26 protein-coding genes and 1 other RNA gene are annotated in these 26273 nt (G+C 61.9%); 16 read left to right on the top strand and 11 right to left on the bottom strand.

What is annotated here, in order from left to right; translation table 11 throughout:
• Positions 1–27 precede the first annotated feature (27 nt).
• Positions 28–693 (top strand): leucyl/phenylalanyl-tRNA--protein transferase, encoded by a 666-nt coding sequence (gene aat, locus BP38_RS20010; RefSeq protein WP_035724604.1) that lies wholly within the window; start codon positions 28–30, stop codon positions 691–693.
• 43 nt (positions 694–736) lie between these two features.
• Here the strand turns inward: aat and BP38_RS0109810 are convergent, their stop codons facing one another.
• The 3 genes from BP38_RS0109810 to BP38_RS0109820 form a co-directional block, all read right to left on the bottom strand.
• Positions 737–4483, bottom strand: coding sequence for a vitamin B12-dependent ribonucleotide reductase (locus BP38_RS0109810; RefSeq protein WP_026987583.1), 3747 nt, complete (start codon positions 4481–4483; stop codon positions 737–739).
• Between the two features lie 165 nt (positions 4484–4648).
• Positions 4649–5560 (bottom strand): EamA family transporter, encoded by a 912-nt coding sequence (locus BP38_RS0109815; RefSeq protein ID WP_026987584.1) that lies wholly within the window; start codon positions 5558–5560, stop codon positions 4649–4651.
• Positions 5557–6609 (bottom strand): DUF6352 family protein, encoded by a 1053-nt coding sequence (locus tag BP38_RS0109820; protein ID WP_026987585.1) that lies wholly within the window; start codon positions 6607–6609, stop codon positions 5557–5559. The genes BP38_RS0109815 and BP38_RS0109820 overlap by 4 nt, the downstream gene beginning before the upstream one ends.
• Positions 6610–6799: 190 nt before the next feature.
• Here BP38_RS0109820 and BP38_RS0109825 point away from each other — a divergent pair, with 190 nt between their 5' ends.
• From BP38_RS0109825 to BP38_RS0109860, 7 genes are all read left to right on the top strand, one after another.
• Positions 6800–7159 (top strand): NADH:ubiquinone oxidoreductase subunit NDUFA12, encoded by a 360-nt coding sequence (locus BP38_RS0109825; RefSeq protein WP_245602379.1) that lies wholly within the window; start codon positions 6800–6802, stop codon positions 7157–7159.
• Between the two features lie 41 nt (positions 7160–7200).
• Entirely contained in the window at positions 7201–7725 is a 525-nt protein-coding gene (mlaD, locus tag BP38_RS0109830; protein ID WP_026987587.1) for an outer membrane lipid asymmetry maintenance protein MlaD, read from the top strand.
• An 8-nt stretch (positions 7726–7733) separates the two neighbouring features.
• Complete coding sequence (locus BP38_RS20015; protein WP_245602380.1) at positions 7734–8198, top strand: DUF2155 domain-containing protein; 465 nt, start codon at positions 7734–7736, stop codon at positions 8196–8198.
• Between the two features lie 104 nt (positions 8199–8302).
• Entirely contained in the window at positions 8303–8770 is a 468-nt protein-coding gene (locus BP38_RS0109840; RefSeq protein WP_026987588.1) for a RidA family protein, read from the top strand.
• An 83-nt stretch (positions 8771–8853) separates the two neighbouring features.
• Complete coding sequence (locus BP38_RS0109845) at positions 8854–10227, top strand: glutamine synthetase family protein (RefSeq protein WP_051609201.1); 1374 nt, start codon at positions 8854–8856, stop codon at positions 10225–10227.
• Between the two features lie 255 nt (positions 10228–10482).
• Positions 10483–10806 carry a helix-turn-helix domain-containing protein gene (locus BP38_RS0109855; RefSeq protein ID WP_026987590.1) on the top strand — a complete coding sequence of 108 codons (324 nt, stop codon included), beginning with the start codon at positions 10483–10485 and terminating at the stop codon, positions 10804–10806.
• 119 nt (positions 10807–10925) lie between these two features.
• Entirely contained in the window at positions 10926–11702 is a 777-nt protein-coding gene (locus tag BP38_RS0109860) for a carbon-nitrogen hydrolase family protein (protein WP_026987591.1), read from the top strand.
• A 16-nt stretch (positions 11703–11718) separates the two neighbouring features.
• Here the strand turns inward: BP38_RS0109860 and BP38_RS0109865 are convergent, their stop codons facing one another.
• From BP38_RS0109865 to BP38_RS0109875, 3 genes are all read right to left on the bottom strand, one after another.
• A complete protein-coding gene (locus BP38_RS0109865) occupies positions 11719–12237 on the bottom strand; it encodes a YgjV family protein (protein ID WP_211250289.1) in 519 nt (172 codons plus the stop codon).
• 95 nt (positions 12238–12332) lie between these two features.
• Positions 12333–13196: a ChaN family lipoprotein gene (locus tag BP38_RS20020; RefSeq protein ID WP_035724609.1), complete on the bottom strand. Its 864-nt coding sequence runs from the start codon at positions 13194–13196 to the stop codon at positions 12333–12335.
• 50 nt (positions 13197–13246) lie between these two features.
• Positions 13247–13885, bottom strand: a complete 639-nt coding sequence (locus BP38_RS0109875) for a LysE family translocator (RefSeq protein WP_026987593.1) — start codon at positions 13883–13885, stop codon at positions 13247–13249.
• A gap of 126 nt (positions 13886–14011) precedes the next feature.
• Here BP38_RS0109875 and BP38_RS0109880 point away from each other — a divergent pair, with 126 nt between their 5' ends.
• From BP38_RS0109880 to BP38_RS0109895, 4 genes are all read left to right on the top strand, one after another.
• Positions 14012–14878, top strand: coding sequence for a glycosyltransferase family 2 protein (locus tag BP38_RS0109880; protein ID WP_026987594.1), 867 nt, complete (start codon positions 14012–14014; stop codon positions 14876–14878).
• Entirely contained in the window at positions 14875–15633 is a 759-nt protein-coding gene (locus BP38_RS20025) for an SDR family oxidoreductase (RefSeq protein WP_051609202.1), read from the top strand. Before BP38_RS0109880 ends, BP38_RS20025 begins: the two co-directional genes overlap by 4 nt.
• The gene (locus BP38_RS0109890; protein WP_035724611.1) at positions 15630–16082 is read left to right on the top strand and encodes a dihydroneopterin aldolase; all 453 of its coding nucleotides are present in this window, start codon (positions 15630–15632) and stop codon (positions 16080–16082) included. The genes BP38_RS20025 and BP38_RS0109890 overlap by 4 nt, the downstream gene beginning before the upstream one ends.
• An 82-nt stretch (positions 16083–16164) precedes the next feature.
• Positions 16165–16386 carry a hypothetical protein gene (locus tag BP38_RS0109895; RefSeq protein ID WP_026987596.1) on the top strand — a complete coding sequence of 74 codons (222 nt, stop codon included), beginning with the start codon at positions 16165–16167 and terminating at the stop codon, positions 16384–16386.
• 64 nt (positions 16387–16450) lie between these two features.
• Here the strand turns inward: BP38_RS0109895 and BP38_RS0109900 are convergent, their stop codons facing one another.
• Positions 16451–16966 carry an SspB family protein gene (locus BP38_RS0109900; RefSeq protein WP_026987597.1) on the bottom strand — a complete coding sequence of 172 codons (516 nt, stop codon included), beginning with the start codon at positions 16964–16966 and terminating at the stop codon, positions 16451–16453.
• 71 nt (positions 16967–17037) lie between these two features.
• Positions 17038–17409: a transfer-messenger RNA gene (gene ssrA / locus BP38_RS22230) on the bottom strand.
• A 134-nt stretch (positions 17410–17543) separates the two neighbouring features.
• On the opposite strand from ssrA, the gene thyX reads away from it, so the two are divergent.
• Positions 17544–18512: an FAD-dependent thymidylate synthase gene (gene thyX / locus BP38_RS0109905; RefSeq protein WP_051609203.1), complete on the top strand. Its 969-nt coding sequence runs from the start codon at positions 17544–17546 to the stop codon at positions 18510–18512.
• 6 nt (positions 18513–18518) lie between these two features.
• On the opposite strand, the gene BP38_RS0109910 is transcribed toward thyX, so the two are convergent.
• Positions 18519–20309, bottom strand: a complete 1791-nt coding sequence (locus tag BP38_RS0109910; protein ID WP_026987599.1) for an aminopeptidase P family protein — start codon at positions 20307–20309, stop codon at positions 18519–18521.
• Positions 20310–20602: 293 nt separating this feature from the next.
• Here BP38_RS0109910 and BP38_RS23260 point away from each other — a divergent pair, with 293 nt between their 5' ends.
• The 3 genes from BP38_RS23260 (at position 20603) to rarD (ending at position 23550) form a co-directional block, all read left to right on the top strand.
• Positions 20603–21244: an RSP_7527 family protein gene (locus tag BP38_RS23260; RefSeq protein WP_035724614.1), complete on the top strand. Its 642-nt coding sequence runs from the start codon at positions 20603–20605 to the stop codon at positions 21242–21244.
• A gap of 179 nt (positions 21245–21423) precedes the next feature.
• Positions 21424–22638 carry an MFS transporter gene (locus BP38_RS0109920; protein ID WP_026987600.1) on the top strand — a complete coding sequence of 405 codons (1215 nt, stop codon included), beginning with the start codon at positions 21424–21426 and terminating at the stop codon, positions 22636–22638.
• Positions 22639–22641: 3 nt separating this feature from the next.
• On the top strand, positions 22642–23550 hold the full coding sequence (gene rarD / locus BP38_RS0109925; RefSeq protein WP_026987601.1) for an EamA family transporter RarD: 909 nt from the start codon (positions 22642–22644) through the stop codon (positions 23548–23550).
• 7 nt (positions 23551–23557) lie between these two features.
• On the opposite strand, the gene pyk is transcribed toward rarD, so the two are convergent.
• Together pyk and BP38_RS0109935 are read right to left on the bottom strand one after the other, a co-directional pair.
• Positions 23558–24973 carry a pyruvate kinase gene (pyk, locus tag BP38_RS0109930; protein WP_026987602.1) on the bottom strand — a complete coding sequence of 472 codons (1416 nt, stop codon included), beginning with the start codon at positions 24971–24973 and terminating at the stop codon, positions 23558–23560.
• Positions 24970–26259 carry a glycerate kinase type-2 family protein gene (locus BP38_RS0109935; RefSeq protein WP_026987603.1) on the bottom strand — a complete coding sequence of 430 codons (1290 nt, stop codon included), beginning with the start codon at positions 26257–26259 and terminating at the stop codon, positions 24970–24972. The genes pyk and BP38_RS0109935 overlap by 4 nt, the downstream gene beginning before the upstream one ends.
• Between the last annotated feature and the right edge of the window lie 14 nt (positions 26260–26273).

Here is a 26273-nt window from a genome sequence, read left to right on the forward strand (position 1 = left end):
CGGCACGGATGGGCCTAGAATCTCCTCATGCAGCTGACGGCAGACATGCTTCTGCGGGCCTATGCACTCGGCATCTTTCCCATGGCCGAGAACCGGACCGCGCAGGAGTTGCACTGGATCGACCCCGAAATGCGCGGCATCCTGCCGCTTGATGGCGTGCACGTGCCCCGCAAGCTGCGCCGGCGCATCCTGAAACAGGAATTCCGCGTTACCTGCAATCAAGCCTTTTCCCAGGTTATCGAAGCCTGCGCGGAACCGGCCGCCGACCGGCCGGAGACCTGGATCAATGACACCATCAAACAGCTCTATACCGAACTGAACCGCATGGGCATGGCCCATTCGGTGGAGTGCTGGCAAACCGACGAAAACGGACAGAAAGTCTTGGTCGGTGGCCTGTACGGTGTTTCCCTGGGGACGGTCTTCTTCGGGGAATCCATGTTCAGTCGCCGCAACGATGCCAGCAAGGTGGCCCTGGTCCACCTGGTCCTCCGCATGCGGAAAAGCGGCTATAGCCTGCTGGACACGCAGTTCACGACCCCTCACCTGCGCCAGTTCGGCGGCATCGAGATTCCACGCGAACATTACAAGGCCCTGCTGTCGCGCGCGCTGAAAGACACTGCAGAGCTTTGCGAGGAAATCCCCCTCGAAGACCTGCCCGCTTTACTGGATGAACTGAAACACGAAGGCAGCTGAGAGAAACCTCCCAGCTGCCTTCGTCATGGCCTGTCAAAAAACGTCAGGAACAGCCGCTGGTGCCCCCGCAGGTATCGCACTTCATGCAGGTGCCATTGCGCACCAGAGTGAAGTTTCCGCATTCACCGCAGGGATCGCCTTCATAGCCTTTCATGCGTGCCATGCGGCTCTGCTCGATCCGGCTGTCGATCTCGCGCGTAACATTGGCGGCCACCTGGGGATCGCGCCCGACCGAGCTGCCCCCTCTGGTGCTCCCTCCAGTGGAACCGCCGCCACCGGGACCGCCGCTAAAGGCCTGTGGCGCCGGTTCCGTCTCCTGCTCGGCCAAGGCCTCCATGTCCATGGCGGCGGCCGAGGCACCACCGGCACCGCCGGAGAAGACCGTCAGGCGATTGCGGACATAGCCACGTGAGGCAACCCGCTCGACTGTCTGGCGCACAGCCTCGGCGGCCTGTTCCTGCATGACGTCCTGATCGGGCTGGCCTTCGCTTTCCCCGCGCCCGGTGGCATCGGGCAGGGTGTCGTCGGGTACCACGTGGGCCAGGTCGTTGCGGCCCAGATAGCTGATCGCCAGCTCGCGGAAGATGTAGTCCAGAACCGAGGTGGACATCTTGATGGCATCGTTGCCTTCCACCATGCCCGAGGGCTCAAAGCGCGTGAAGGTGAAGGCATCGACGTACTCCTCAAGCGGCACGCCATACTGCAGGCCGATGGAGATCGCGATGGCGAAGTTGTTCATCAGGCTGCGGAAGGCAGCGCCTTCCTTGTGCATGTCGATGAAGATCTCGCCGATCTTGCCGTCCTCGTACTCGCCGGTGCGCAGGTAGACCTTGTGCCCGCCGACCACGGCCTTCTGGGTATAGCCCTTGCGCCGTTGCGGCAAACGCTCGCGCTGGATCACGCGTTCGACGATACGCTCCACGACACGCTCCGCCACCAGAGAGGCCCTGTCGGGCTGGCCGGACTCCATGACCCGGTCTTGCATCTCCTCTTCGTCTTCCTGCTCGTCGCCAGACAGCAGAGAGCTGGACAGCGGCTGCGAAAGCTTGGAGCCGTCGCGATAGAGCGCATTGGCCTTCAGCCCCAGGCGCCAGGACAGCATGTAGGCGTCCTTGCAATCCTCGACCGTCGCACTGTTCTGCATGTTGATGGTCTTCGAGATGGCCCCCGAAATGAAAGGCTGGGCCGCTGCCATCATGCGAATGTGGCTTTCCACGGACAGGGCGCGCTTGCCGATCCGTCCGCAAGGATTGGCGCAGTCGAAGACCGGCAGGTGCTCGTCCTTCAGGTGCGGAGCGCCTTCCAATGTCATGGCGCCGCAGACATAGGTGTTGGCAGCCTCGACCTCCTGCCGGGTGAAGCCCAGCGCAGACAGCATGTCGAAACCGAGATCATCCAGCTGTGCATCGGTAAAGCCCAGGGCCTCGCGGCAGAACTCGGCACCGAGTGTCCACTTGTTGAAGGCGAACTTGATGTCGAAGGCACTGCCAAGGGAGCCTTCCAGGGCCTCCAGGGCCGACTGCGTGAATCCCTTGGCCTTGAGGCTTTCGGGATTGACCCCCGGCGCCCCGTGCAGGGTGCCGTGGCCCACGGCATAGGAAATCATCTCCTCGATCTGGGCCTCGCTGTACCCCAGGTGTGCCAGGGCCGCCGGAACCGTGCGATTGATGATCTTGAAATAGCCGCCGCCGGCCAGCTTCTTGAACTTCACCAATGCGAAGTCCGGTTCGATGCCGGTGGTGTCGCAATCCATGACCAGGCCGATCGTGCCCGTGGGCGCGATCACTGTGGTCTGGGCGTTGCGATAGCCGTGCTCTTCGCCCAGCTTCAGGGCTTCGTCCCAGGCTTCTCCTGCCGCCACGGCCAGGGCCGGATCGGGACAACGCGCCTTGTCCAGCGGTACGGGCGTAACCTGCAAGTTCTCATAGCCCTCGCTCTCGCCATGTGCTGCCCGGCGATGATTGCGCATCACCCGCAGCATGGCCTCGCGATTCTTGGCGAAGCCCGAGAAGGGGCCCAACTCGCGGGCCATCTCGGCCGAAGTGCTATAGCAGACACCGGTCATGATGGCGCTGAGCGCCCCGGCCAGTGCACGCCCGGCCTCGGAATCATAGGACAGCCCCATGGACATCAGCAGCCCGCCCAGGTTGGCATAGCCAAGGCCCAGCGTGCGGTACTCATAGGACAACTGGGCGATCTGGGCTGAGGGATACTGGGCCATCATCACCGAGACCTCGAGCACCATGGTCCAGAGGCGCACGGCATGGCGGTAGGATTCGACATCGAACCGACCGTCCTCGAAGCGGAAGTTCATCAGGTTGAGCGAGGCCAGGTTGCAGGCCGTATCGTCCAGGAACATGTACTCCGAACAGGGGTTCGAGGCGTTGATCGGGCCGGACTCCGGACAGGTGTGCCACTCGTTGATCGTGCTGTCGTACTGTACGCCAGGATCGGCCGAGGCCCAGGCCGCATGCGCGATCTGTTCCCAGAGGTCGCGGGCCGACAGGGTGTCCGTCACCTTGCCGTCCGTACGGCTGCGCAACTGCCAATCGCCGTCGTTCAGCACCGCTTCGATGAAGTCGTTGGGAATGCGCAGCGAGTTGTTGGAGTTCTGGCCGCTGACGGACAGATAGGCTTCGGAGTCCCAGTCGGTGTCATAGACCCGGAAGTCGATGCCCTTGTAGCCCTGTCCGGCGAACTGGATGACACGCTGGACATAGTTCTCGGGAATGTTGACCTTGCGCGCGGCCTTGATGGCGGCCTTCAACGCCGGGTTCTGCTTCGGATCCAGGCGCGCCTCGCCTTCCATGGAATGGCAGGCCTGGATGACCTCGTTCAGATGCGCGTTGCAGAGCTTCGAGCCCGTAACCAGGGCGGCCACCTTCTGTTCCTCGGTGACCTTCCAGTTGATGTATTCCTGCACATCGGGGTGATCCAGGTCGACGGTCACCATCTTGGCCGCACGGCGGGTCGTGCCGCCGGACTTGATGGCGCCGGCCGCGCGGTCGCCGATCTTCAGGAAAGACATCAGGCCCGAGGACTTGCCGCCGCCCGAGAGCGATTCGTTCGCGCCCCGGATGCGGGAGAAGTTGGTGCCGGTGCCGGAGCCGTACTTGAACAGGCGCGCTTCACGCACCCAGAGATCCATGATGCCGTTCTCGTTCACCAGGTCGTCATCCACGGACTGGATGAAGCAGGCATGCGGCTGCGGATGCTCGTAGGCACTCTCCGAGCGCTTCAGCTCCCCGGTGCGATAGTCGCAGTAATAGTGCCCCTGGCCCGGCCCATCGATGCCATAGGCCCAGTGCAGCCCGGTGTTGAACCACTGCGGCGAGTTGGGGGCAACGCGCTGGGTGGCCAGCATGTAACGCAGCTCGTCGAAGTAGGCGCGGGCGTCGGTTTCGGTGTCGAAGTAACCACCCTTCCAGCCCCAGTAGGTCCAGGTGCCTGCCAGACGGTCAAAGACCTGCTGGGCACGGGATTCCCCGACAAAACGATCCTGTGGATCGATGTCCGACATGGCCTTGTCGTCCGGCACGCTGCGCCAGAGGAACTCGGGCACATCGGCTTCCTCGACCCGCTTCAGGCGAAGTGGCACGCCCTTCTTGCGGAAATACTTCTGGGCCAGGATATCGCAGGCCACCTGGCTCCAGTCAGCCGGCACCTCGATGTCGTTTGCCTGGAAAACTGTGGAGCCGTCCGGATTGCGGATCTCACTGCTTGTTTGACGGAATGGAAGGCTCTCGTAGACGTCCTTCCCCTCCTCGGTGAAATGCCGAGCAACGCGCATGCTTCAAGTCCCCTTCGCATTGTGTCGAGTCCCGCTGGTCTGCGCCATCGCGCAGCCTCGACACCAGATATTGTGACAGAAGAAAATTGAAACACAGAATGGTGTTGTCGTCACTCGAATTATGACGAAGTTACTTCACCCTTTTGCCTTGACAGAATACGCGACTCAATCCTGCACCGAACGGGACATCCTGCGTCGTGAAAGACTGCTCAATACCAGTGCTGCGAGCACCAGTGCGATGCCGCCAAGTTGCGGCCAGGACAGCTCTTCGCCCAGCACTACCATGGCCAGGACAACCGAGACGACGGGCTCTAGATTCATGAAAAGGGCCGAGTCCGCCGGTCCGGCCTTGCGCACCGCCAGGAACTGGAAGGTCACGCCCAGGATGTAGCAGATCCCCACCAGGATGAAGGCGGCGAATCCCAGAGTTCCGGAAGGCAACTGCACCTGGCCGAGCGTCACAAGCCAGCCGCCGCAGACAAGCAGCCCGACCAGGTTGGCGGTCATGAGCACCAGATAGGGATCATGCCGGGTCATCAGGGTCCGTGACTGGAACAGCAGGCAGGTGATGGAGACAGCCGCAAACAGCGCCCAGGCCACACCGCGCCAGTCCAGCTTGCCCAGGTCCGGCCCCAGGGTCATGGCCAGACCGGCAAAGGCCAGGACAAAGACGAAGATCTGCCCCGGACCGATCGGCATGCGATCCACCCAGGGGGTCAGGGCTGCGATCATCAGGGGAAAGGTAAAGAAGATCAGGGCCGCCAGGCTGACCGGGATATAGGCAACGGAGGACATGTACCCCAGTGTCATGCCGGAAATCGCCAATCCGGCCACCAGAAGGCGGCCGTAATCCTGTCGCGGCAAACGAAAGCTGCCGCTGCTCAACCGCAGCATCGCCGCGAAGAATCCGATGGCAAAGATGAAGCGCAGCACCACCAGGGTCATGGGCGCCCCGCCGGCATCATAGACCAGCCAGGCCAGCGTCGTCGTGCAGCCGAGCCACAGTGCCGATATCAGCGCGGCCGACCGGCCGGCCCAGAGCGTTGCCGCCCCCTCGCCCCCGGATGATCCGCTCATGCGCGCGCTGATAGGGGCAGGTTGCACAAGAGGTTCTGCGGCTTGCAACGCAGGCAATTGACCTCGTCCATGCACAGAGCCATGTATACGGGCCGTCCCGCCACCTGCGGCAATACCACGCTGCTGTCCGCGAATTCGGCCCGGAACAGGCCCAACAGGCGATACATCTGGTCTTCACCTGCTTCCTGGCCCCGATAGAGCGTGTTGAGCAGGGCCGTCGCCTCGGCATCCAGGCCCACATACCAGACCCAGGCGTCGTCCTTGATCTCGGGGATCGGCTGGATCTTCACCTCAATGTCGAGAAAATGCGCCACCCATTTCTCAAGGGTGCGACAGAAGGCATCCAGCCCCGGGCTGCCGAAATCGATGCGCAGCACGGTGTCGTAGCGCGTATCGCGCTCCCAGTAGATATCCGCATTCTCGCGTGAGAGGACATCAAGTTCCAGGGAGCGGGCCCGCCCTTCCGATTGCGCCAGAAGATTGCCCAGCGATACGCTGTTCTCCTGGGTGGCATACATCTCTACGGTGTCGGAATCGGCCAGCAGGATCTGGCCCTCGCGCAGGGTCACCTTCTGCTCGCGGAAGAAGAGCTCGCCTGCGCGGGCGGCCAGGGGATCGGCATCCTCGCCCAGGATATGCCGCATAATGACGTGCGCGAGGTGATCGATGAAGATCGGCGGCACAGGCGAAACCCCCGAATCGTTGGCGGCCCCCTCGTTGGTCACACCTTCCTTGGGCATGAAAAGGCCCATATAGACCTCTTCCAGGGTCTCTGCTTCCAGCAGGCGTGCCCGATAGGCCGCCCAGACCTTGTAGTTGTCGACGGCATCGGGATCGGCCAGAGCCTCCAGGCGCTGGTCCGTCATCGTCATGCGGGGGCTGTCCAGCAGATCCGTGTGCAGGTGACGCTCGGCCTTGCAGGCTTCTTCAGGCGGGCGCATTTCAGGTCGAACCAGATAGGCGCGCAGGAAGTCGTCGGTCACTTTCAGGCGCCCTTCCGGTGTCTGTTCCAGAAGGTGGTAGCCTGAGTCTCGCCAATAATCCGGCATGCCACTCCTTTCCTAAATCCGACCCAAGATGCCGCAAAGCGCCCACCCGGAACAAGCGAAAGGGCCGTTCCGTCAATGCAGGTCTGGACGCGGGGGTAACGCAACGCCTATATTCCGCCACACGCGCGGTGTAACCGCATGAAGAAGTACTGGCAACGGATATCGGATTTCATCAATGACAGGAATGGCCATGCGTTTTTTCACCTGGCGACACGGTGAGGAGGTTGGCCGCGATGACGCGGGCAACCGCTATTATCATGATCGCAAGGGCGGCACGGTTCACCGCGATTCCCTGCGCCATGAACGCCGCTGGGTGATCTATGCCGGTGAGGACGAGGCCAGCCGCGTCCCCCCTGAATGGCATGCCTGGCTGCATCACACCACCGATGAAATCCCGCCCAAGGAAGGCATCCCCCGCCGCCCCTGGATGAAGGACCACCAGCCCAACCCCACCGGCAGCGAACTGGCCTATCGCCCGCCCGGACACACGCTGCGCGGCGGCCACCGCCCGCACACCACGGCCGATTACGAGCCCTGGACGCCGGAGTGACCGGCGCCGGAACCACGGTCTGACTTTCAGGGGCAGGCAGCATGAGCAGAAACATCATAGAGACCGTCATGGGCGGCGTGGTCATCCTGATCGCAGCAGCTTTCCTGGTCTTTGCCTTCAATGCCAGTGACTTCTCGACCTCGTCGTCCGGCTACACGGTTGTGGCCAATTTCGACAATGCAAGCGGGCTCAACACAGGTTCGGAAGTCCGCATGAGCGGTGTTCCCGTCGGGACGGTGGTGGACCGCAAGCTTGACGACGACACCTTCCTGGCGCAGGTCACGCTGTCCATAAAGGACGGCGTCGTACTGCCAAGCGATACCTCGGCCAAGATCACGGGCGACGGCCTGATGGGCAGCAACTACATTTCGCTCTCACCCGGCGGCGCCGAGGACAACATCGAACCCGGCGGACGCATCCAGTACACCCAGGGGGCCATGAACCTTATGGATCTGATCGGCCGCTTTGTCTTTGGCGGCGCTGGCAGCGGCAGTTCCGGCAATGGAGGCGACAGCTCCAACACAGACAGCTCCGGTGACAACCCCTTCAGCAGCGGCTCTCTCTAGCATTCGCCATGGCAATGGTTCCAAGCATCTTCTCCCGTCACACCTGGATGGCAGGCTGCCTTGCTCTGCTGTGGCCGATGGCTGCGGCCGCACAGGAGCAAGAGGACAGCGAACCGCTGGGCGACCCCTACCCCATTGCCCAGTTGCAGGGCCTGAACAAGATCACCGCGCGTATCTCGAACTTCAAAGCTCCGGTTGACGAAACCGTCACCTTCGGTTCGCTGGAAATCACGGCGCGCACCTGTCGCAAGACGCGCCCCGAGGAAGAACCGGAATCGGTTGCCTTCCTTGAGATAGACGAAGTCCCCATCAATGCGTCGCGCGAGGAAGTTTTCAGCGGGTGGATGTTTGCCTCCTCTCCCGCTGTTTCCGCTCTGGAGCATCCGGTCTATGACGTATGGGTCGATGACTGCCTGAACGAAGACGGCGAGTCGGCACAGGTCGAACCGAAAGATCCGGTGGAAGACCAGTAGGCTTACCGCTCCCCTACCTGTGATGGCTGCTTGCCGCCTGGAGCTTTTCTTTCTAGCCTGCGCGCCATTCATCCACGTCCAACCCACCCAAGGAGAATAGGAACATGGTCGGAACAGTCGACGCACGCCTGACGGACCTCGGCATCGAGATCGCCACACCGGCAGCACCGGTGGCCAATTACGTGGGCTTTGTCACCACCGGTAACCTGGTTTTCGTTTCCGGCCAGTTGCCCCTGAAGGATGGAAAGCTGCAGTACGAAGGCCGGCTGGGTGAATCGATCTCGCTCGAGGAGGGCCAGGCCGCAGCCCGCCTGTGCGCCATCAATATCATCGCCCAGCTGAAGGCCGCTTGTGACGGCGACCTGGACCGCGTGAAACGCATTGTTCGCCTAGGCGGTTTCGTCAATTCCGGGGCCGGCTACAAGGACCAACCGAAGGTGATCAACGGCGCATCCGACCTGATGGCCGAGGTCTTTGCAGAGGCTGGCACCCACTGCCGCGCAGCCGTCTCCGCCGGCGCCCTGCCACTGGATGCAGCCGTGGAAATCGACGCCATCGCCGAGATCGATTAGCACCGGTCACGACCAGACAGCCATTGCCTATTGCGGGGCTGTCGGGCGAAGATGATCGCAGGTTTCACAGCAATGCGATCATTATGCCGGACAGCTCCGCCACCTCTTCCGAAAGCGCCACATTCCTGGCGCGCTATCCTGAAACCGAAGCGATAGACGTACTCCTGGCCGATCTCTCCGGTGTCATCCGGGGCAAGCGCTATCCCGTGGAGGACCTGGAGAAGGTCATGCAGGACGGCGTCGCCTTCCCGGCCTCGGTCTTCATGCTGGACACCATGGGGCACAGCCACGACCCGGGCGGCAAGGGCTTCAGCGACGGGGATCCCGACTGCACCGCCCATCCGCTTCCCGGCTCCCTGGTGCCGGTGCCCTGGTCGGACACCCCACTGGCACAGCTGCTGTTGACCTTCCACAACGCCGAGGAGCAACCGCTCTATTTCGAGCCGCGCAACATCCTGGCCGGCGTCCTGAAACGGGTTCGCGAACTGGAACTCACGCCCGTCGTGGCCTTCGAGCTGGAATTCTACCTGCTGGATCGTGAACGCCTGGACGGCAATGCCCCGCAGCCACCCATCTCGCCCCTGACGGGCCTAAGGGAATCGGGTACCCAGGTCTATGGCATGGAGCAGGTGGACGGATTTTCCGGCCTGCTGCGCGACATCAGCCGGGCCTGCGAGGCGCAGAGCATCCCCACAGGAGCCATATCCGCCGAGTACGCCCCCGGACAGTTCGAGATCAACCTGCGCCATGTGGACGATGCCCTGAAGGCCGCCGACGACTGCGTGCTGTTCAAGCGGGCGGTGAAGGGCGTGGCCCGCCGCCACGGACACAAGGCCACCTTCATGGCCAAGCCCTATCCCGGCGAAGCCGGCTCGGGCATGCACATGCACGTCAGCCTGCTGGACAAGAAAGGACGCAACGTCCTGGACGGTGGCGATGAACTTGCCAGCCCGACGCTGCGCCATGCCATCGGCGGCCTGCTCGACCTGCTGCCCCAGTCCATGGCCTTCCTGGCGCCCAACGTGAACTCCTTCCGACGCTTCGCCCCCAACATCTTCGTGCCCGTCACGCGCAGCTGGGGCTTCGAGAACCGCTCGGTGGCCATGCGCGTGCCGCTCGGCCCGGCTCACGCCCGGCGTATCGAGCACAGGGTCGCCGGTGCCGACGCGAATCCCTACCTGGCGCTGGCCAGCATGCTGGCCGGCATACACCACGGCATCGTCAACGAGATCGATCCCGGCACGCCCCACGAGGGCAACGCCAGCGAGAAGTTCGACACGGTCCTGCCCATGCGCCCGCGCCGCGCCATCGACAAGATGCGCCGCTCCAAGATCCTGCCCGACTACCTGGGCGCCGACTATCCTTCGCTCTACGCCGAATGCAAGGAGGCCGAGTACGACGAGTTCGACTGGCTGATCTCGCCCCAGGAATACGAATGGTACCTGCAAACCGATTGATTCTGTTGCTTCGGTTTAGACTTTGAGGCCGATTGTGGCCACGAAATATCAAGGACTTAGCGCGGGGAGTCTAAACCGGTCTCAATCTGTTCACGCACCCGATTGACCCGCCAATCCTGGCGGCAGAGCAATTTACTACGTCATGCTGGCAGAGGATGTGATCCTGATGCTCTATGCGTACGCCAAAACAGATCAAGAGGATATTTCGCCTGAGCAAAGACGCCAGATCATCAGGCTGATGAAGGAACTTCAGGAATGACGGACAAGAAGGACATTGGAAGCGGCATCATTGAAGGCCTCGAAGAAGCGGTCGCTTGGAAGCGCGGCGAGATTGCCCTTGAGACAGTCAATATCGATCCGATGCCGGCAAGTCGGATTCGGGCCATACGAAAGAAGCTTGCTTCCTCTGCGAAAGTCTTCGAAGAGCGTTTCGGAATTCCTGCATCGACCATGAACAACTGGGAACAGGGCAGGAGAAAGCCGGATCCCGCAGCACGCCTGCTCCTCCAGATCATCGAACGAGAGCCGGAAACCGTCGAGCGCATCGCACAGGATGCAAATCGGAAATCAGCTGCCTGAAAATCATTGAACCTTTCTTCGCAACCGGATTTCTAGCGTAACCAGGCTTGGAAATATGCCTGCATGCTCTTAGCAAGAGTCCGGACTCCCGGCGCAGTCTTCTAGAAAGGTTTACCACGATGAAAGTTACGGTTTGCGAACTCGATCCGAGAGAAGAGCATCTCGAGGACGGCCTGGCACAGCTGGCCGCCCATATCGAGCGCGAACAAAGCGATTTCCTGCTACTGCCGGAACTCTGCTTCAGCCCCTGGCTTGCTGCGGACAAGGATGCCAGTGAATCCAGATGGCTGGCGTCAGTGGAGGCGCACCGTCACCAGATATCAAGTCTGTCCAGGCTGAACGCGAAGGCGGCCCTGGGAACCCGACCTATCGTCACCGCCCAGGGAAGCCGCAGGAATGAAGCCTATGTCTGGAACCAGGAAACGGACAGCGCGGTTGGCATTCGCGAGAAATACTACCTGCCTGACGAGGAAGGCTATTGGGAACACCACTGGTACGACCGCGGCCCCAGGCGCTTCGATCTGGCGCGTGCGCTTGGTATGCGGATCGGCGTCCAGATCTGTACCGAAATGTGGTTCTTCGAATGGGCCCGGCATTACGCTGCATCACGAGCGGATATTCTCTGCATCCCCCGGGTCACGCCGCATGGCTCGACAGAGAAATGGCTTGCCGGCGGCCAGGCGGCGGCAGTCTGCGCAGGTGCCTACAGCCTGTCCTCCAACCTCTGGTGCCCGCCGGGCGACAAGGCCAATTGCGGCGGATTGGGCTGGGTCATCGATCCGGAAGGAAATGTCCTGACCAGGACGAGCCGCGAAACGCCCTTCGCAACGGCAGAAATAGATCTGGACTTTGCCCGGCACAGCAAGGCGACCTATCCGCGCTACGTTCCGGAATGAGCGGCTCTCTCGATAGTCAGCGACTTGCGCTTCCCTGATTGGCGGTGAGCTCAGCTTTATCCAGGTAGAGTCGATAGATCGTCACAGCATTGGTGACCAGGATCAGGGCTTCGGCGATCATGGCCCCGACGGATCCCGAGAGGTGGTTGGCCAGCAACCAGCAAGCAGCCGCGAAGGCCAGCAAGACACGCATCGGGATGCCATCCAGCATGAACATCGCATAGGTCCCGATCAAACCGGCCAAGAGCGGGACGCCATCCAGCGGACCCTGCCAGGTCAGGAGTGCGGCAAGCCCGGTTGCCGCCAGCATACTCGCCATCACATACCAGTTCTTCTTGAAGCGGCGTACCAGCAGGATGCGTAGCACAATGAGGCAGCTGATTGCCCCGGCGACCCAGCCGCCCAGCAGGAAGAACTGAGTCGCGAAGGCAACGTTTGCGAGGATCAGGATCAACAGGAGCCTGTCGTCGCGCTTGTTCGCAAAGGCGGCAATACAGAGCCCCAGGGCCAACAGGCCCACAATCTGTCCAATCAATGGCTGAATCACCTACTCCCGAGACCAGTTTTCGACTGTCCTGAGACGCACAGATCACAGTCAGAGGAAAGAGACAAGCCGTTGAGGCTCCGCATCTAGTCGGCGCTCTCGCTGAACTCGGCGCAGGGATCGGGCCGATCAGGCGGCGGGGCGCTGACATGATGGAAATCATAGGGTGGAGGCGCGTTCGAGTCCGGCTCGGCCTCCAGTTGCCCCAGGCTCACCACCTCCAACTCGGGGGCCGCAAAGCGCAGCGCCTCAGGGAGTCCGCTGTCCAGGTTGGCGTGTCCGTTGCCCGTGATCACGACCACCAGGCCATCGTCGGTGGCGGCCCGTGCCCGCAGGGTGGCATCAGCCAGGCCGGCATCACGAAACCTTTGCGCTTCGACGAGCCCGGGCAACATCTCCATCGGGATCGCCTCGCAGTGGGCAGAGTATTGCCGCTGCTCGCGTGCCTCCTGTACATGGCTTTCCAGTGGTTCGTCCAATCCATAGGTCGAGGCTTCGGAACCGAACACCTGCGCTGCCCCCTCGCTCATCGCCTTGCGCACCTCCTCGATCGGCTGCTCGCCACCGATAACCCGTGCCTCGGGAGCTGCCTCCAGGATCTTTGCGTAGAAAGCAAAATCCGGCCAGCCACTGTTCTCCCAATCCAGGGCGCTGGCCAGTTCCGCGCGCGTTGCTCCTGCTTGCCGCAAGCGGTTGACTTCGGCCTCCTGGGTCTTGGGAATCATTTCAAAGACCAACGCCGCCGGTTGCAGGGCGCCGGCAACCTGAGCCTGGATCTCGTGATGGCGTGGATTGTCATGCACTTCCCCCAGAATGAGGATATCCGCAGTTCGGGCCGCTTTCATGAAATCTTCCGACAGGTGATCCTGCCCGACCGCCTGCACAGGTAACAGCAGCAGCGCTGCGATGACAGCTATGTTCAGCGTGAAAGTGTACAATGTGTTTTGCATCGGTTGCCTTGAGCAAGCGCAGGATCCTCGGCCTCTCCTCACAAAAAGCATTATCCCCGGCGCCCCAGCAAGCCCGGCAGCGAGGCCGCAAAGGCCTGGATGGAAAAGGCGATGAACAACAGGCCAGTGGCGCGCACGATCCAGATTTCGTGTCGGCGATAGAAACGGCGCAAGAGGCCCAGACCCGTCAGCCAGATGAGAAAGAGATCCGCCAGCAGGAAGCCGACCAGGGCGGCGAGCAGCAACACCGGGGCCCCCTGCCAAGTGAGGCTTCCGCTGTGATCGGCCAGCAGGGCGGTAAACATGGCCACGGCAACGGGATAGCCCTTGGGATTCGTGATTCCCAGGATCAGGCCTCGGCGCAAAGGCTGCACTGGCCCCGTATCCAGGCTGCCATCCTCGGAACGCCGTGCCAGGACGGCCCGCAGGCCCAGGTAGAAGAGGTACAGGCCGCAGACCAGACCCAGCAGATCGAAGAAACGCGGGTCGATGGTCCGCGCCCCGATGATGGCCAGCAAGGCCAAGGAAGCCCAGAGCACATCACCGGCCAGATGACCGAACAGGAAGGCAGCCCCGGCCGAACGCCCCCTGGCTGCGCCGATGCTCAGCAGGGCCAGTACGGCCGGGCCGGGCGTGATGACATAGATGGCAGCCGCGATCGCGGAAACCAGCAACAGGGTCGGGTCCATGACATATCCTATACGCTTGCAGAATCAGCTCGACTAGACGCATGCGCCGCAAGCCAATCCATAAACACCCCCACTGGCCAGCGACGGCGCACGGTGTATATAACCAGCAACAGTCATAGTGCGTCCATGGTGTCCTTATTGCCTCCCGTCCTCAGCATCCTCCTGCCAGCCTACCGTGCGGAAGCGACGATCCAGCGCGCCCTCGACAGCCTGCGCCAGCAGACCTTCACCGACTGGGAAGCCATTATTGCCTCCGATGACGGGGTCGATTACCTGAACCGGCTCCCGGATCCCGACAGCCGGATTCGGCAGGTCCATACCGGCGGTTACGGCAGTGGAGACGGCCCCGCACGAAACGCCGCCTTGCGGACCTCCTGCGGTGAATTCCTCGCATGCCTCGACGCCGATGATGCCTTCGCGCCAACCCGCCTGGAACGTCTCCTGCCCCTGGCACGGATGCATGGCGCCGTGGTTGACAATACGGCGGTCCATGACGAACAGGGACGGCTCTACAAGCGTCCCTTCCCCCAGGCCTCAAAAGCATTTCCCCTGACCGCCCGGGACATTCTTACACCCCGAATCCCCTTTTTTCCGGTCTTCCATCGCGACCTGGCCGGTGACGGCTGGAGCGACGTGCCCTTTTGTTCCGATGTCCTGTTCAACCTGGAACTGATGACCCGCGCTCGCGCATTCCATCTGCACCCGGAAAGCCTGTATCTCTATTACAAGACGAAAGGCTCATTGACCCATTCAGCCGACACGGCAGAACGCGCTGAACGCGGCTATCTGGAGATCCTGCACCGCCTGGAGCAGAACCGGATTCCACTTTCGCACGCGATTCGGCAGGTGGCCTGGCAAGAGTTCCAGGCCAACCTGAACAGCAATCGCATCTTCAAGCGCTATCTTGATGAAGGACGCTGTCGAACACTTGAGGAGTTCCTCGATATGACCGACAACGCCAGGATCCTGGAACTGAAGGCAGGCAAAGCATGAAGAACGCAGTGATTACCGGCGCCGGCCAGCGCCTGGGCCACGCCATGGCCCTGGCCCTGGCAGAACGGGGATACGACCTGGCCCTGCATTGCCACCACTCCGTCCAGAATACCGAGAACCTGGCAAGGGACTGTCACAGGCTGGGGCGCAAGGCCGTGGTGATTTCCGCGGACCTGTCGGAGGAGTCGGCCGCGGCCCACATCCTGGAAAAGGCACGAAGCGCCCTGGGCCCTGTCCATTGCCTGGTAAACAATGCCGCCCTCTACCGCGAGGACAGCCTGGAGGACTTTACTCTTGAGCAATGGGAGCAGCAATTGGCCATCAACCTGCGCACCCCGGCCCTGCTCTGTCAGGCACTGGTCAACCAACTGCCCCAGGACAGTCAAGGCTGCATCATCAACATGCTGGACCAGCGGGTGGCAGCGCCGACGGGAATGTTCTTCACCTATACGCTCAGCAAATGCGGCCTGTCAGACATGACCGCCATGCTTGCCCGAAGTCTCGCGCCGCGCGTTCGGGTCAACGCCATCGCGCCCGGCCTGACCCTGCCCAGCAACGGCCAGAGCCAGGCCCAGTTCCGCGAGGCGCAGGGCAAGACCCTCCTGGGCACGGGTCCAGGGCCTGACGACATTGTGCGTGCCCTCGTCTATCTGCTCGACTCGCCCGTGGTGACAGGCGAGACTCTCTTTGTCGACGGGGGAGAGCGCTATCAGGAACACCCCCTCGACAGTCACACGCCATCCGGTACGGCATGACTGAGGACACGAAAAGACTTCAGGACAGCAGCGAGAGCGAGCCCATGGCCTTCAATCCCGAGCAGAGCAGCTACACCCGCATGTTCCTGCAGGACGTGCTCTTGAACCTGAAGGTCGGAATCGCCGAGTGGGAACGCCATCCGGACAAGCGCCAGCGTGTCTTGGTGGATGTGGATTGCTTCATGCGCCAGGAAAGGCATGAAGGCACATCCATCAATGATGTCCTGGATTACAATCGCCTGTATGAATACCTGATGACCTGGCAGGAGCGCCCGCATACCGACCTGCTGGAGACCCTGGCCGAAGAACTTGCCGACGTCTGTTTTCAGGATTCGCGTGTGGAGGCCTGCCGCGTGCGAATACGCAAACCCGATATCTACTGGAATGCCGGCGCGGCCGGTATCGAGTTCCACCGCCGGCGTGAGTCGCGAAACGCTCAAGCGGAATAAAAAACGATCGGCTCTTCACCCGTCGTTAACTTTGCTGTTACAGTCTCTTCACAATAGCAGCGACCATGGTGGAGTCGGTATCATGCAGGACGATATCCGGCAAAGAGATCTCTCGGGCAAGACGGTTGCACAGATGTCCGAGGACGAACGCAAGGAGCTCAAGCGCCGGATGAAGGAATTCGTCGGTGCCATGCGCCAGTCCTCGCGCAAGACGGCTCCCGGTCGCACTGGCGAACGCGAGCAGACCAAACGCCAACGCCGCTGGAATCCGGCACAGGACGCCCAGATGCGCAAGCGCGGCTGACGCCCTTCACTTCATCTGCCCTTCACTTCATCTGATTGTCTGGCAAGAAAAGCCTTCTGCGGCTTCAGCTCTTCTTCCGGAATTGATCCAGGGTAACAACCTTTTCGCCGGCCGACTCACTCAGGTCTTCTGCCTGCGCAGCCTGCTCGGTGCCATCCTGGGCCGGCGCCTCGGGCATGTCTTCATCCAGCGGGTTGTTCAGGTCGATTTCTTCATCGGCTTCGATGGAATTCCCGAATTGCAGGCCGAAGCGCACGCTGGGGTCGGCAAAGGCGGTTACCGCCTCATAGGGCACCACCAGATTTTCGGGGATCTCGTTGAAGGTCAGGGTCACGGAAAAACCGTCCTCACGCACCTCCAGATCCCAGAAACGGTGCTGCAGCACAATGGTCATCTCTTCCGGATAACGTTCCTTCAGGCGGTCAGGGATATGCACGCCTTCATGTTCGGTCTGGAAGGTAATGTAGAAATGATGCTCGCCCGGCAGTCCTTCGGTGGCCGCCTCCTGTAGCGCAGCACGCACCACGCCGCGCAGGGCGTTTTCCACCATCAGATCGTAGCGCAAGATTTCATCGCTCATGGGCCGAGCGGCCTCCCCTGGTCATAGCTGTCTTCATTCCTGCGGAAGCCTGTCCATGCAGGCATATGATAAGCGGGGCGCTTCTGTTGCCAGGTGCGCCCCAAACCCCGCCTGAGCGGCTGATTGCCCAGGACTTTAAATCGGTTCACCCGACCGCAAATTACGCGGCGAGGCGAGCCTCAGCATAGTTGTCATTGGCAACTATTCTAACGGCCCGATAACGGCGGTACCATGCCGAGCGCCGACCATATTTTTACCACGCGTGTCGATCCTGTTTCGCCCCCATGAGGCCGCCTGCGCAGTTGCAGCAGGGCGGCTTGAATTGGTGGAGGCGCCGGGTACTGCCCCCGGGTCCACTGCGCTTATTCTATATGGCCGTTTAGCGCCATAACCGGTTGCCCGGTATCTCCTATATAGGCCTTTTGGTCGTTCGACAAAAGACCACCTTGCGGGTTTTCCTCGGAATCTCCTGCTCGAACTCGTCATGGGATTTTCCGGATGACTGCGTTATGATTGTGGTTCCCCTGTATTAGGGAGATTCGTTTCAATCCAATCATCCCAGAGATTTATTCAGCCAATGCCCGAGAAAGCACAATCGGCGCCGCAGGCCGCCCACCTGCTGGACGAAGAACAAAGCCGCGCTATCGAGGAGGCGCGCGCGCGCAGGAGCGAGACCCGTCGCAGCGTTTCCGACGACCTGGAGGAAATTCTCTTCCAGCCGCTGCCTGTCCTCGATCATGGTTTCGTGCGGGTCATCGACTACATGGGCGATGATGCCGCCATCGTGCAGGCGGCGCGCGTCTCCTACGGACGGGGCACGCGCAAGGTCAGCGAGGACCGCGGGCTGATCCGCTATCTCATGCGTCACCGCCACACCACGCCTTTCGAGATGTGCGAGATCAAGTATCACATCAAATTGCCGATCTTCGTGGCTCGCCAATGGATTCGCCACCGCACCGCAAACGTGAACGAATACTCCGGGCGCTATTCGGTCATGGACAAGGAATTCTATATTCCAGCTCCCGAACACCTGGCCGCGCAGTCACGCAGCAATCGCCAGGGCCGCGGCGATGTCCTGGAAGGCGCTGAAGCCACGGAGGTTCTGGATATCCTGAAATCGGACTCCCGCAGGGCCTATGCCGATTACGAGAAGATCCTGAACGAGACCGAGGAGGGCGAAGTCCTGGACGAGAACCGCCAGGGTCTGGCGCGAGAACTGGCGCGCATGAACCTGCCAGTCAACTTCTATACCCAGTGGTACTGGAAAGTGGACCTGCACAACCTGTTGCACTTCCTCTCCCTGCGCGCCGACCCACATGCCCAGTACGAGATTCGCGCCTATGCAGAAGTCATGCTGGAAACCGTGAAGCGCTGGACGCCCTTGGCCTACGAGGCCTTCACCGACTACGTCATGGGCGGAACGCATATCTCGAAGCAGGGCCTCGAGATCCTGCGCCGCATGCTGGACGGTGAAGAGGTAGTCCAGGAAACCAGCGGCCTCTCCCCCCGCGAATGGCGCGAGTTGATGGCCAGCCTGGGACGCTGATCGGCGTTATCCCCCTAGCGGCCGGGTCGCAGCCTCCAGCCATCGACCTGTCTCTGCATCGACCTGCGGCGCGATTTCACGCAGCACCCGGGCGTGGTAACGATCCACCCAGTCCCTTTCCTCTCGGGTCAACAGGCTGGACTCGATGAGCCGGCGATCCAGGGGCGCCAGAGTCAGGGTCTCGAACTCCAGCATGGACCGCTCGCCCTCCTGTTCGGCCGGCTGCACCACCACCAGGTTCTCGATGCGGATCCCGTAAGCCCCGGTCTTGTAGTAGCCGGGTTCGTTGGACAGGATCATGCCGGGCTGCAGGGCGACGCTATCGGGGCGTTTGGCAATGCGCTGCGGGCCTTCATGGACGTTCAGGTAGCTGCCTACGCCATGACCGGTGCCGTGATCGTAGTCCAGGCCCACCTCCCACAATGGCCGCCTGGCCAGGACATCCAGCTGTCCCCCGGTGGTCCCCACAGGAAAACGGGCAGTCGCCAGAGCAATATGGCCCTTCAGAACCCGGGTATAGTTCCGGACCATTTCCTCGCTTGGCGCCCCGATGGCCAAGGTGCGGGTCACGTCCGTGGTTCCGTCCAGGTACTGGCCGCCGGAATCGACCAGGTAGAGTTCGCCCGGCTGCAAGTGGCGGTCGGATTCTTCCGTCACCCGGTAGTGCACGATGGCGCCATTCGGACCGGAGCCCGAGATCGTCTCGAAGGAGGTGTCGCGGAAATGCTCGCCACTGCTCCGGAATTCCAGCAGGCGGCGTGACGCCTCCAACTCGCTCACACCTCCCTCGTCCACGGCCGCATCGAGCCAGGCCAGGAAGCGGCACAAGGCGGCCCCGTCCCTCAGGTGTGCGGCCCGTGTGCCGGCGACTTCGGTCTCGTTCTTGGCGGCCTTGGGCAGCTGACAGGGGTCTTGGCCGGTCCGGATATCGGCCTCGGCGCCACGCAGGCGGTCGAAGATCCAGGCCACCGCGCTCTCCGGCTCCAGGCGCACGGTCTTCCCACTCAGATCGCCCAGTGCCCCTGCGAATTCGTTGGATGGATGTATACGTACCGCTGAGCCGAGGCTGTCCGCGACCTCATCCGGAATGCGCCGGGAATCGATGAACCAGTCGACTGTCCCATCTGCATGCAGAATGGCGAAGGACAGCGCCAGTGGACAGTGCGGCACGTCCGTGCCCCGGACGTTCAAGAGCCAGGCGATGGAATCGCTGCGGGTCAGGACAACGGCATTTTCCTGGTTCGCGCTCAACTCGCCGGCAAGTCGCTGGCGCTTGCTCTCCACGCTTTCTCCGGCAAAGCCCAAGGGGTGAGTCTCCACACGGCTAGACGGAGGCTCAGGCCGGTCGTCCCAGATGCTGTCCAGCGGATTGTCGGGGCAGGCCACGGCATAGCCGCCGACACGTTCGCATTCCGCCTTGAGCGCATCCACTTCCCTCTGGCTGTGGAGCCAGGGATCATAGCCGAGCTGCCCACCTTCGGGCAGCTGCTCATCCAACCAGGCCCGGCGCGGCGCGTCCACCACATGGCGGTAACTCCAGATCTCGGGATCGCATTCATTGCGAACCTGAAGTGTGTAGCGCCCATCGACAAAGACCGCGGCGGCATCGGATAGAACGATGGCAAAGCCGGCCGAGCCAGTGAAACCGGTCAGCCAGGCCAGGCGTTCGGCGGAAGCGGGAACATATTCGCCCTGATACTCATCGGAGCGGGGAACGATGAAACCGTCCAGGCCCCTGAGACGGAGTTCCGCTCTCAGGGCGGCGAGTCGGGATTTCTGCTTGCTGTGATCTGTCATGCACCAAGGCTAGAACAAGTTACCGTTCGGTTAAATCGCTATCCTGAATCCGGTCCCGGCGGAGGGCGATACCGTAGTTCCACGGGCTCTGCCATGCGTTGTGCACAGGCTGTCATGACGGGAGGACAAGGCATGTCCGCCAAGCATTGCTGCGGTGCAAAAAGACTGCTGTTAAGTCGCTGTCAAGAGGAATATCTCTCTCCTTGTAAGGGCGACAAACACAGCGTTTCGGGCCGATACTCCGACCCACGCCCGGAATTGTTGCAATGCCGAAATTTGAAAGGTCGAGAAAAATGACACGGCTAACGGAAGTTGAACTGGCGGAACTGAACAGAGCGAAGACTCTCGCCCAGCCGATGAACGTTCAGCAGGTTGTCGAGCAGGCCCACCGCCTGCGTGCCCAGGCAACCGCTGACATGCTTGGAAGGGCAGCACGCGGTATGGTCCGCATGCTTCGCCTGAAGCAGCTGGGTGCCTACGCTGCACGGCAGGCCCTCTATGCCCGCACCTATCGCGAGCTGAGCCAGCTGAGCGATCGCAGCCTTGCGGACATTGGCATGACACGCTCCGAGATCGACAGCGTGGCACGCGAATTGAGCGAAACTGGCGTCCAGGCAACGCGCATAGAAGCCAAGGGTTATCTGACCCGTCTGCGCGAGCAGCTGGCCCACGCCCGGTTGCGTCGCGAGACCCGCCGTCGCATTGCGGAGTTGGATGATCGCATGCTGCTCGATATTGGCATCAACCCGCAGGACAACCTGGATGCGGCCCTGGACCGGATCATGCGCGAGCGCAAGGCCAGCCGCACGGCCGCTCAGACCAATACAGCTACGAAGTCGAGCAAGAGTGTAGTCGGCGAAAAGCTTCGCACGGAATGGAATCGTCCCATGAAGCCGGCCGCAAACCAGCCGGTGGAAGGCGCCCAGGCAGCCTGATCCTATTACAGGACGACTTGGCATTTTAAAAAGGAACGGCGGCTTCGGCCGCCGTTCCTTTTTTGCGTTCTGCATGGCAGCCATGAACGCGTGACTTCTGGCCAAAAACCGTGGATCAGATAGTCTCTCCGGCCAGAAAGAAAACCCCGATTCACAACACGCGGACGAGGACGGCGGAGATGCGACAGGCCTGGTGGCGGACACCTCTGGTAGCCCTGATAGCGGCCGCCCTGATCCTGAGTCTCAGCATGGGTCTGCGCCAGACCTTCGGGCTCTTCATAGACCACCTGCACCTGTCCTCCGGAACATCGATTTCCGGCATTTCTCTTTCCATTGCCCTGCAAAACCTGCTTTGGGGCGCAGCAACTCCATTTGTCGGCATGCTCGCCGATCGCTACGGAACAGGCCGCTGCCTTGTGGGGGGCGGACTGCTTTACAGCGCAGGACTGACCATGCTGGCATTCGCGGATTCGCCCCTCATGGTCCATCTGGGCGGCGGCCTCCTGGTCGGACTGGGCGTCGCGGCAACCGGCTTTCCACTGGTCCTGGCGGCCGTGGCCCGGGTCGCACCGGAGGAAAAACGCAGCACATGGCTGGGCATCGCCTCAGCCGGCGGTTCAGCGGGACAGTTTCTCCTTCTTCCGGCCACCCAGGCATCGATCAACAGCTTTGGCGGCAGCATGACCTTTATCCTGATGGCCGCCCTCGCCTTCATCATGGTGTTTTCTGCCGCCTCGCTCGCCGGCCGACCGGAACAGCAGACCGGCATCGATGCCCAAAGCCTGTCCGCGGCAATCACGGAAGCCTATCGGCATAACGGCTTCCTGCTCCTGACGGCTGGCTTCTTCGTCTGCGGTTTTCACGTGGCTTTCATTGCCACCCACCTGCCCGGCTACATCGTCTCCTTCAACCTGCCGGCCTTCACGGGGGCCACGGCCCTGGGCATCATCGGATTCTTCAACATCATCGGCAGCATGGGGGCCGGTACGCTGGGCGGACGATTCCGCAAGAAGTACCTGCTCTCAGGTATCTACCTCGCCCGCAGCCTGATTATCGGCCTTTTCATGATCGCGCCCAAGACGGAACCCATGGTCTGGGCCTTCTCGGCCAGCTTCGGCCTGCTCTGGCTGTCGACCGTGCCGCTGACCAGTGGCCTCGTTGGCCAGATCTTCGGACCACGCTACATGGCGACCCTGTTCGGCATCGTCATGTTCAGCCATCAGGTTGGCGCCTTCTTCGGCGCCTGGCTGGGCGGACTCAGCGTGGACTATACGGGCGGCTATGAAAGCGTCTGGATCATATCGATCCTGCTGGGTCTGTTTGCCGCGGCCCTGCACTGGCCTATCTCCGACCGCCCCGTCGCACGCCTGACTGCCGGAAAAGCCGAGGGCTAGTTCATGCATAACGAGCGCAAACAGGCGACCGTGGGCGTCCTCTATGGCCTGGCGGCCTTCTCTTTCTGGGGACTGGGTCCGATCTACTTCAAGGCCGTGGCTCATGTAGGCACCCTGGAGGTCATGGCCCATCGCGTGATCTGGTGTGTCCTGCTGCTGGCCTTGCTGGTCACGCTTGTCCGAAGCTGGCCGCGCATACTCTCGGCCCTGCACGACCGGCGCACACTCCTGTTGCTGGCCGCGTCGACAATCCTGATCACGATCAACTGGACGACCTTCATCTACGGTGTAAATGCGGGCCGCGTGCTGGAAACGAGCCTGGGCTACTTCATCAATCCGCTGGTCACGGTTTTCCTGGGCATGATCTTCCTCGGCGAGAAGCTCAGTCTCTGGCGCTGGATCAGTGTGGGCCTGGCTTTCATCGGGATCGGGATCATGGCCGTGGAGGTCAAGGGCCTGCCGTGGATATCACTGTCCCTTGCCTTTTCATTCGGATTCTACGGTCTGGTCCGAAAACAGGCGCCGTTGGAATCCTTCGAAGGGCTGTTTCTGGAAACCCTTCTGATATCCCCCATAGCCCTGGCTTTCCTCCTCTACCTGGATTGGGAGGGCATCGGGCATTTCCTGCACAGCGACCTGACGACGGACAGCCTGCTGATCCTGGCCGGTCCCGTGACGGCCCTGCCGCTGCTGTGGTTCACCAGCGCAGCGCGGCGCGTCCGGCTGTCCACCGTCGGCTTCATGCAGTACATCGCACCCAGCATGCAGTTCCTGTTGGCCGTCTTCCTGTTCGGTGAGACCTTCACGGACACCCACCTGATCACCTTTGGCCTGATCTGGTGCGGCCTGGTGATCTACACCGGGGAAAGCTTCCACATGCGCCGGCAACGCAACCGCGCCGCCACCACCTGATGCCCGGCTAGTCCACCCAGGCGATACGCAGCACGTTCGTGGCCCCGGGGGTCCCGAAGGGCACGCCGGCAGTGACCACCAGCTTGTCGCCCTGTTTGGCGAAGCCCTCCTGCACGGCCATGCGGGTCGCCTTCTTCACCATTTCCTGGAAATTGCGGACATCCGCCGTGTGCACGGAGTGAGCGCCCCACAGCATTACCAGGCGACGGGCTGTCTCGCGTCGCGAGGTCAGCAGCAGCAGCGGTGCGGTGGGCCGGCGGCGTGCCGCACGCAAGGCCGTGGAGCCACTGGTCGTATAGGTCACGATGGCCGCGGCCGAAATGGTCTGTGCCACCTGCGCCGCAGCCGAGGAAATGGCATCCGCAGCATTGGGCTCGGTCTCCGGATGCAGCGCCTCGATAATCGGCCGGTAGGTGGAATGCTGTTCCGTATGCTTGATGATGCGATCCATCATCTCCACGGACTCCACCGGATAGTGCCCTGCCGCGGATTCCGCTGAAAGCATCACGGCATCCGACCCGTCATAGATGGCCGTAGCCACGTCGGAGGCCTCGGCCCGGGTCGGGGCCGGCGAATCGACCATGGAGTCCAGCATCTGGGTCGCCACGACCACGGGCTTTCCAGCCAGGCGACAGGCCCGGATGATCTCCTTCTGGCGCCCGGGGACATCCTCCGGCGCCAGTTCGACACCCAGGTCGCCACGCGCCACCATGATGCCGTCGGACAGCTCGACCAGTTCGTCCAGGCAGTTGAGGGCGGCCGGCTTCTCGATCTTGGACATCACGGCGGCGCGTCCCTGTACCAGTCGGCGCAGTTCGGCCACATCCTCGGGACGCTGCACGAAGGACAGCGCCACCCAGTCCACACCCAGTTCCATGCCGAAATCCAGGTCGGTGCGATCCTTCTCTGTCAGGGGCGAGAGGGGCATCACGACACCCGGCACATTCACACCCTTGCGCTCGCTCAGGATCCCTCCGGTCACGACCTCGGTTTCGGCAAATTCCTGCCCCGTCTTCTTGACCTGCAAGCGCAACTTACCGTCGTCCAGCAGGATGATGGCCTCATCCTCCAGAGCCTTGAATATCTCGGGGTGGGGCAGGTTGACACGCGTGCCGTCTCCAGGAGAAGGATCAAGGTCAAGGCGGAAGGATTGCCCACGCTCCAGCCGGGTCTCGCCCTCCTGGAAACGCCCGACGCGCAACTTGGGGCCCTGAAGGTCCTGCAGGATGGCAATCGGACGCCCGCTGTCCGTCTCGAGGTTGCGGAGTGTCTGATAACGCGCTCGATGATCTTCGGGCTCGCCATGACTGAAATTCAGGCGAAAGACGTCCGCACCGGCATCGAACAGCTTGCGGATGACATCCGGGCCCGAACTGGCCGGCCCCAATGTGGCAACAATCTTGGCATTACGTGCTCGTCTCATTCTCTCGTCTTCCCTTCCGGAAGTATAAGAACCGCCCTGAAGTCATTCACATTGGTAAGAGTCGGCCCGGTCATGATCAAATCGTCCAGGGTCGCAAAACACCAATAGGCGTCGTTGTCTTCCAGCAACTGGCTCGGAGTCAAACCCGCTTCCTTCGCGCGCCGCAAACTGTCGGGATCGAACAGGGCGCCGGCATTGTCTTCCGTCCCGTCCAGGCCATCCGTATCGCAGGCCAATGCCAGGACTCCGGGCTGCCCCTGCAGATCGATCATCATGGACAGCAGGAACTCCAGATTGCGCCCTCCGCGCCCCTGCCCTCGGACGGTCACGGTGGTCTCTCCTCCCGACAGCAGAACGCAGGGCGCAGCAGCGGGCTGGCCATGTCCTTGCACCTGCCGCGCAATGCCGGCCATCACGCGCCCCAGCTCGCGTGCCTCGCCCTCGATCGCATTGCCAAGGATAAGCGGTGTTTTTCCAGCCTCCCGCGCCTGGTCAGCCGCAGCCTCCAAGGCATCTTGAGGGGTTGCGATCATGTGGAAGCTTGCGCTCTCCAGTCTGGGATCGCCGGGCTTGGGCGTCTCCGCTTCGGCTTCCTCGAAACGGCGGCGCACAGCATTGGGGGTCTCGATTCTGTACTTTTTCAGGATAGCAAGGGCTTCGCCATAGGTCGTTGAATCCGCCACGGTCGGCCCCGAAGCGATAACACCCGGCTCATCGCCTGGCACATCCGAGATTGCAAAGGTCAGCACCTTCGCCGGCGCGGCAGCCGCGGCCAGACGCCCACCCTTGATGGCGGAGAGATGCTTGCGAACGCAGTTGATTTCCGCGATGTCCGCTCCACACCGCAACAGCGCCTTGTTGACCGAACGCTTGTCCTCAAGACTGATTCCCTTTGCCGGCAGGGACAGCAGGGCCGACCCCCCGCCAGATATCAGGCACACCAGTGTATCGCCGTCTTCCAGGCTTTCCGCCAGTTCCAGGATACGCCGGGCTGCCTGCTGCCCAACTTCGTCGGGCACTGGATGGGCCGCCTCGATCACTTCTATGGAACGGCAGGCTGCACCGTGGTCGTAACGGGTGATCACAATGCCTTCCAGATCCTCACCCCAGGCTTTCTCAAGTGCCTGCGCCATGGAAGCCGCCGCCTTGCCGGCCCCGACCACGACGCAACGGCCGCTGCTGGGCCGCTCGGGAAGCGCGGGTGGCAGGACCTGTAGCGGATCGGCGGCGGACACGGCCGCCTGGAACAGGGATTGGAGAAAGCTCCGGCTTTCACGAAAGGTCATTGTTTTTCCGGTCG

It is taken from the genome of Fodinicurvata fenggangensis DSM 21160 (assembly GCF_000686045.1).
GTDB lineage: Bacteria > Pseudomonadota > Alphaproteobacteria > Kiloniellales > DSM-21159 > Fodinicurvata > Fodinicurvata fenggangensis.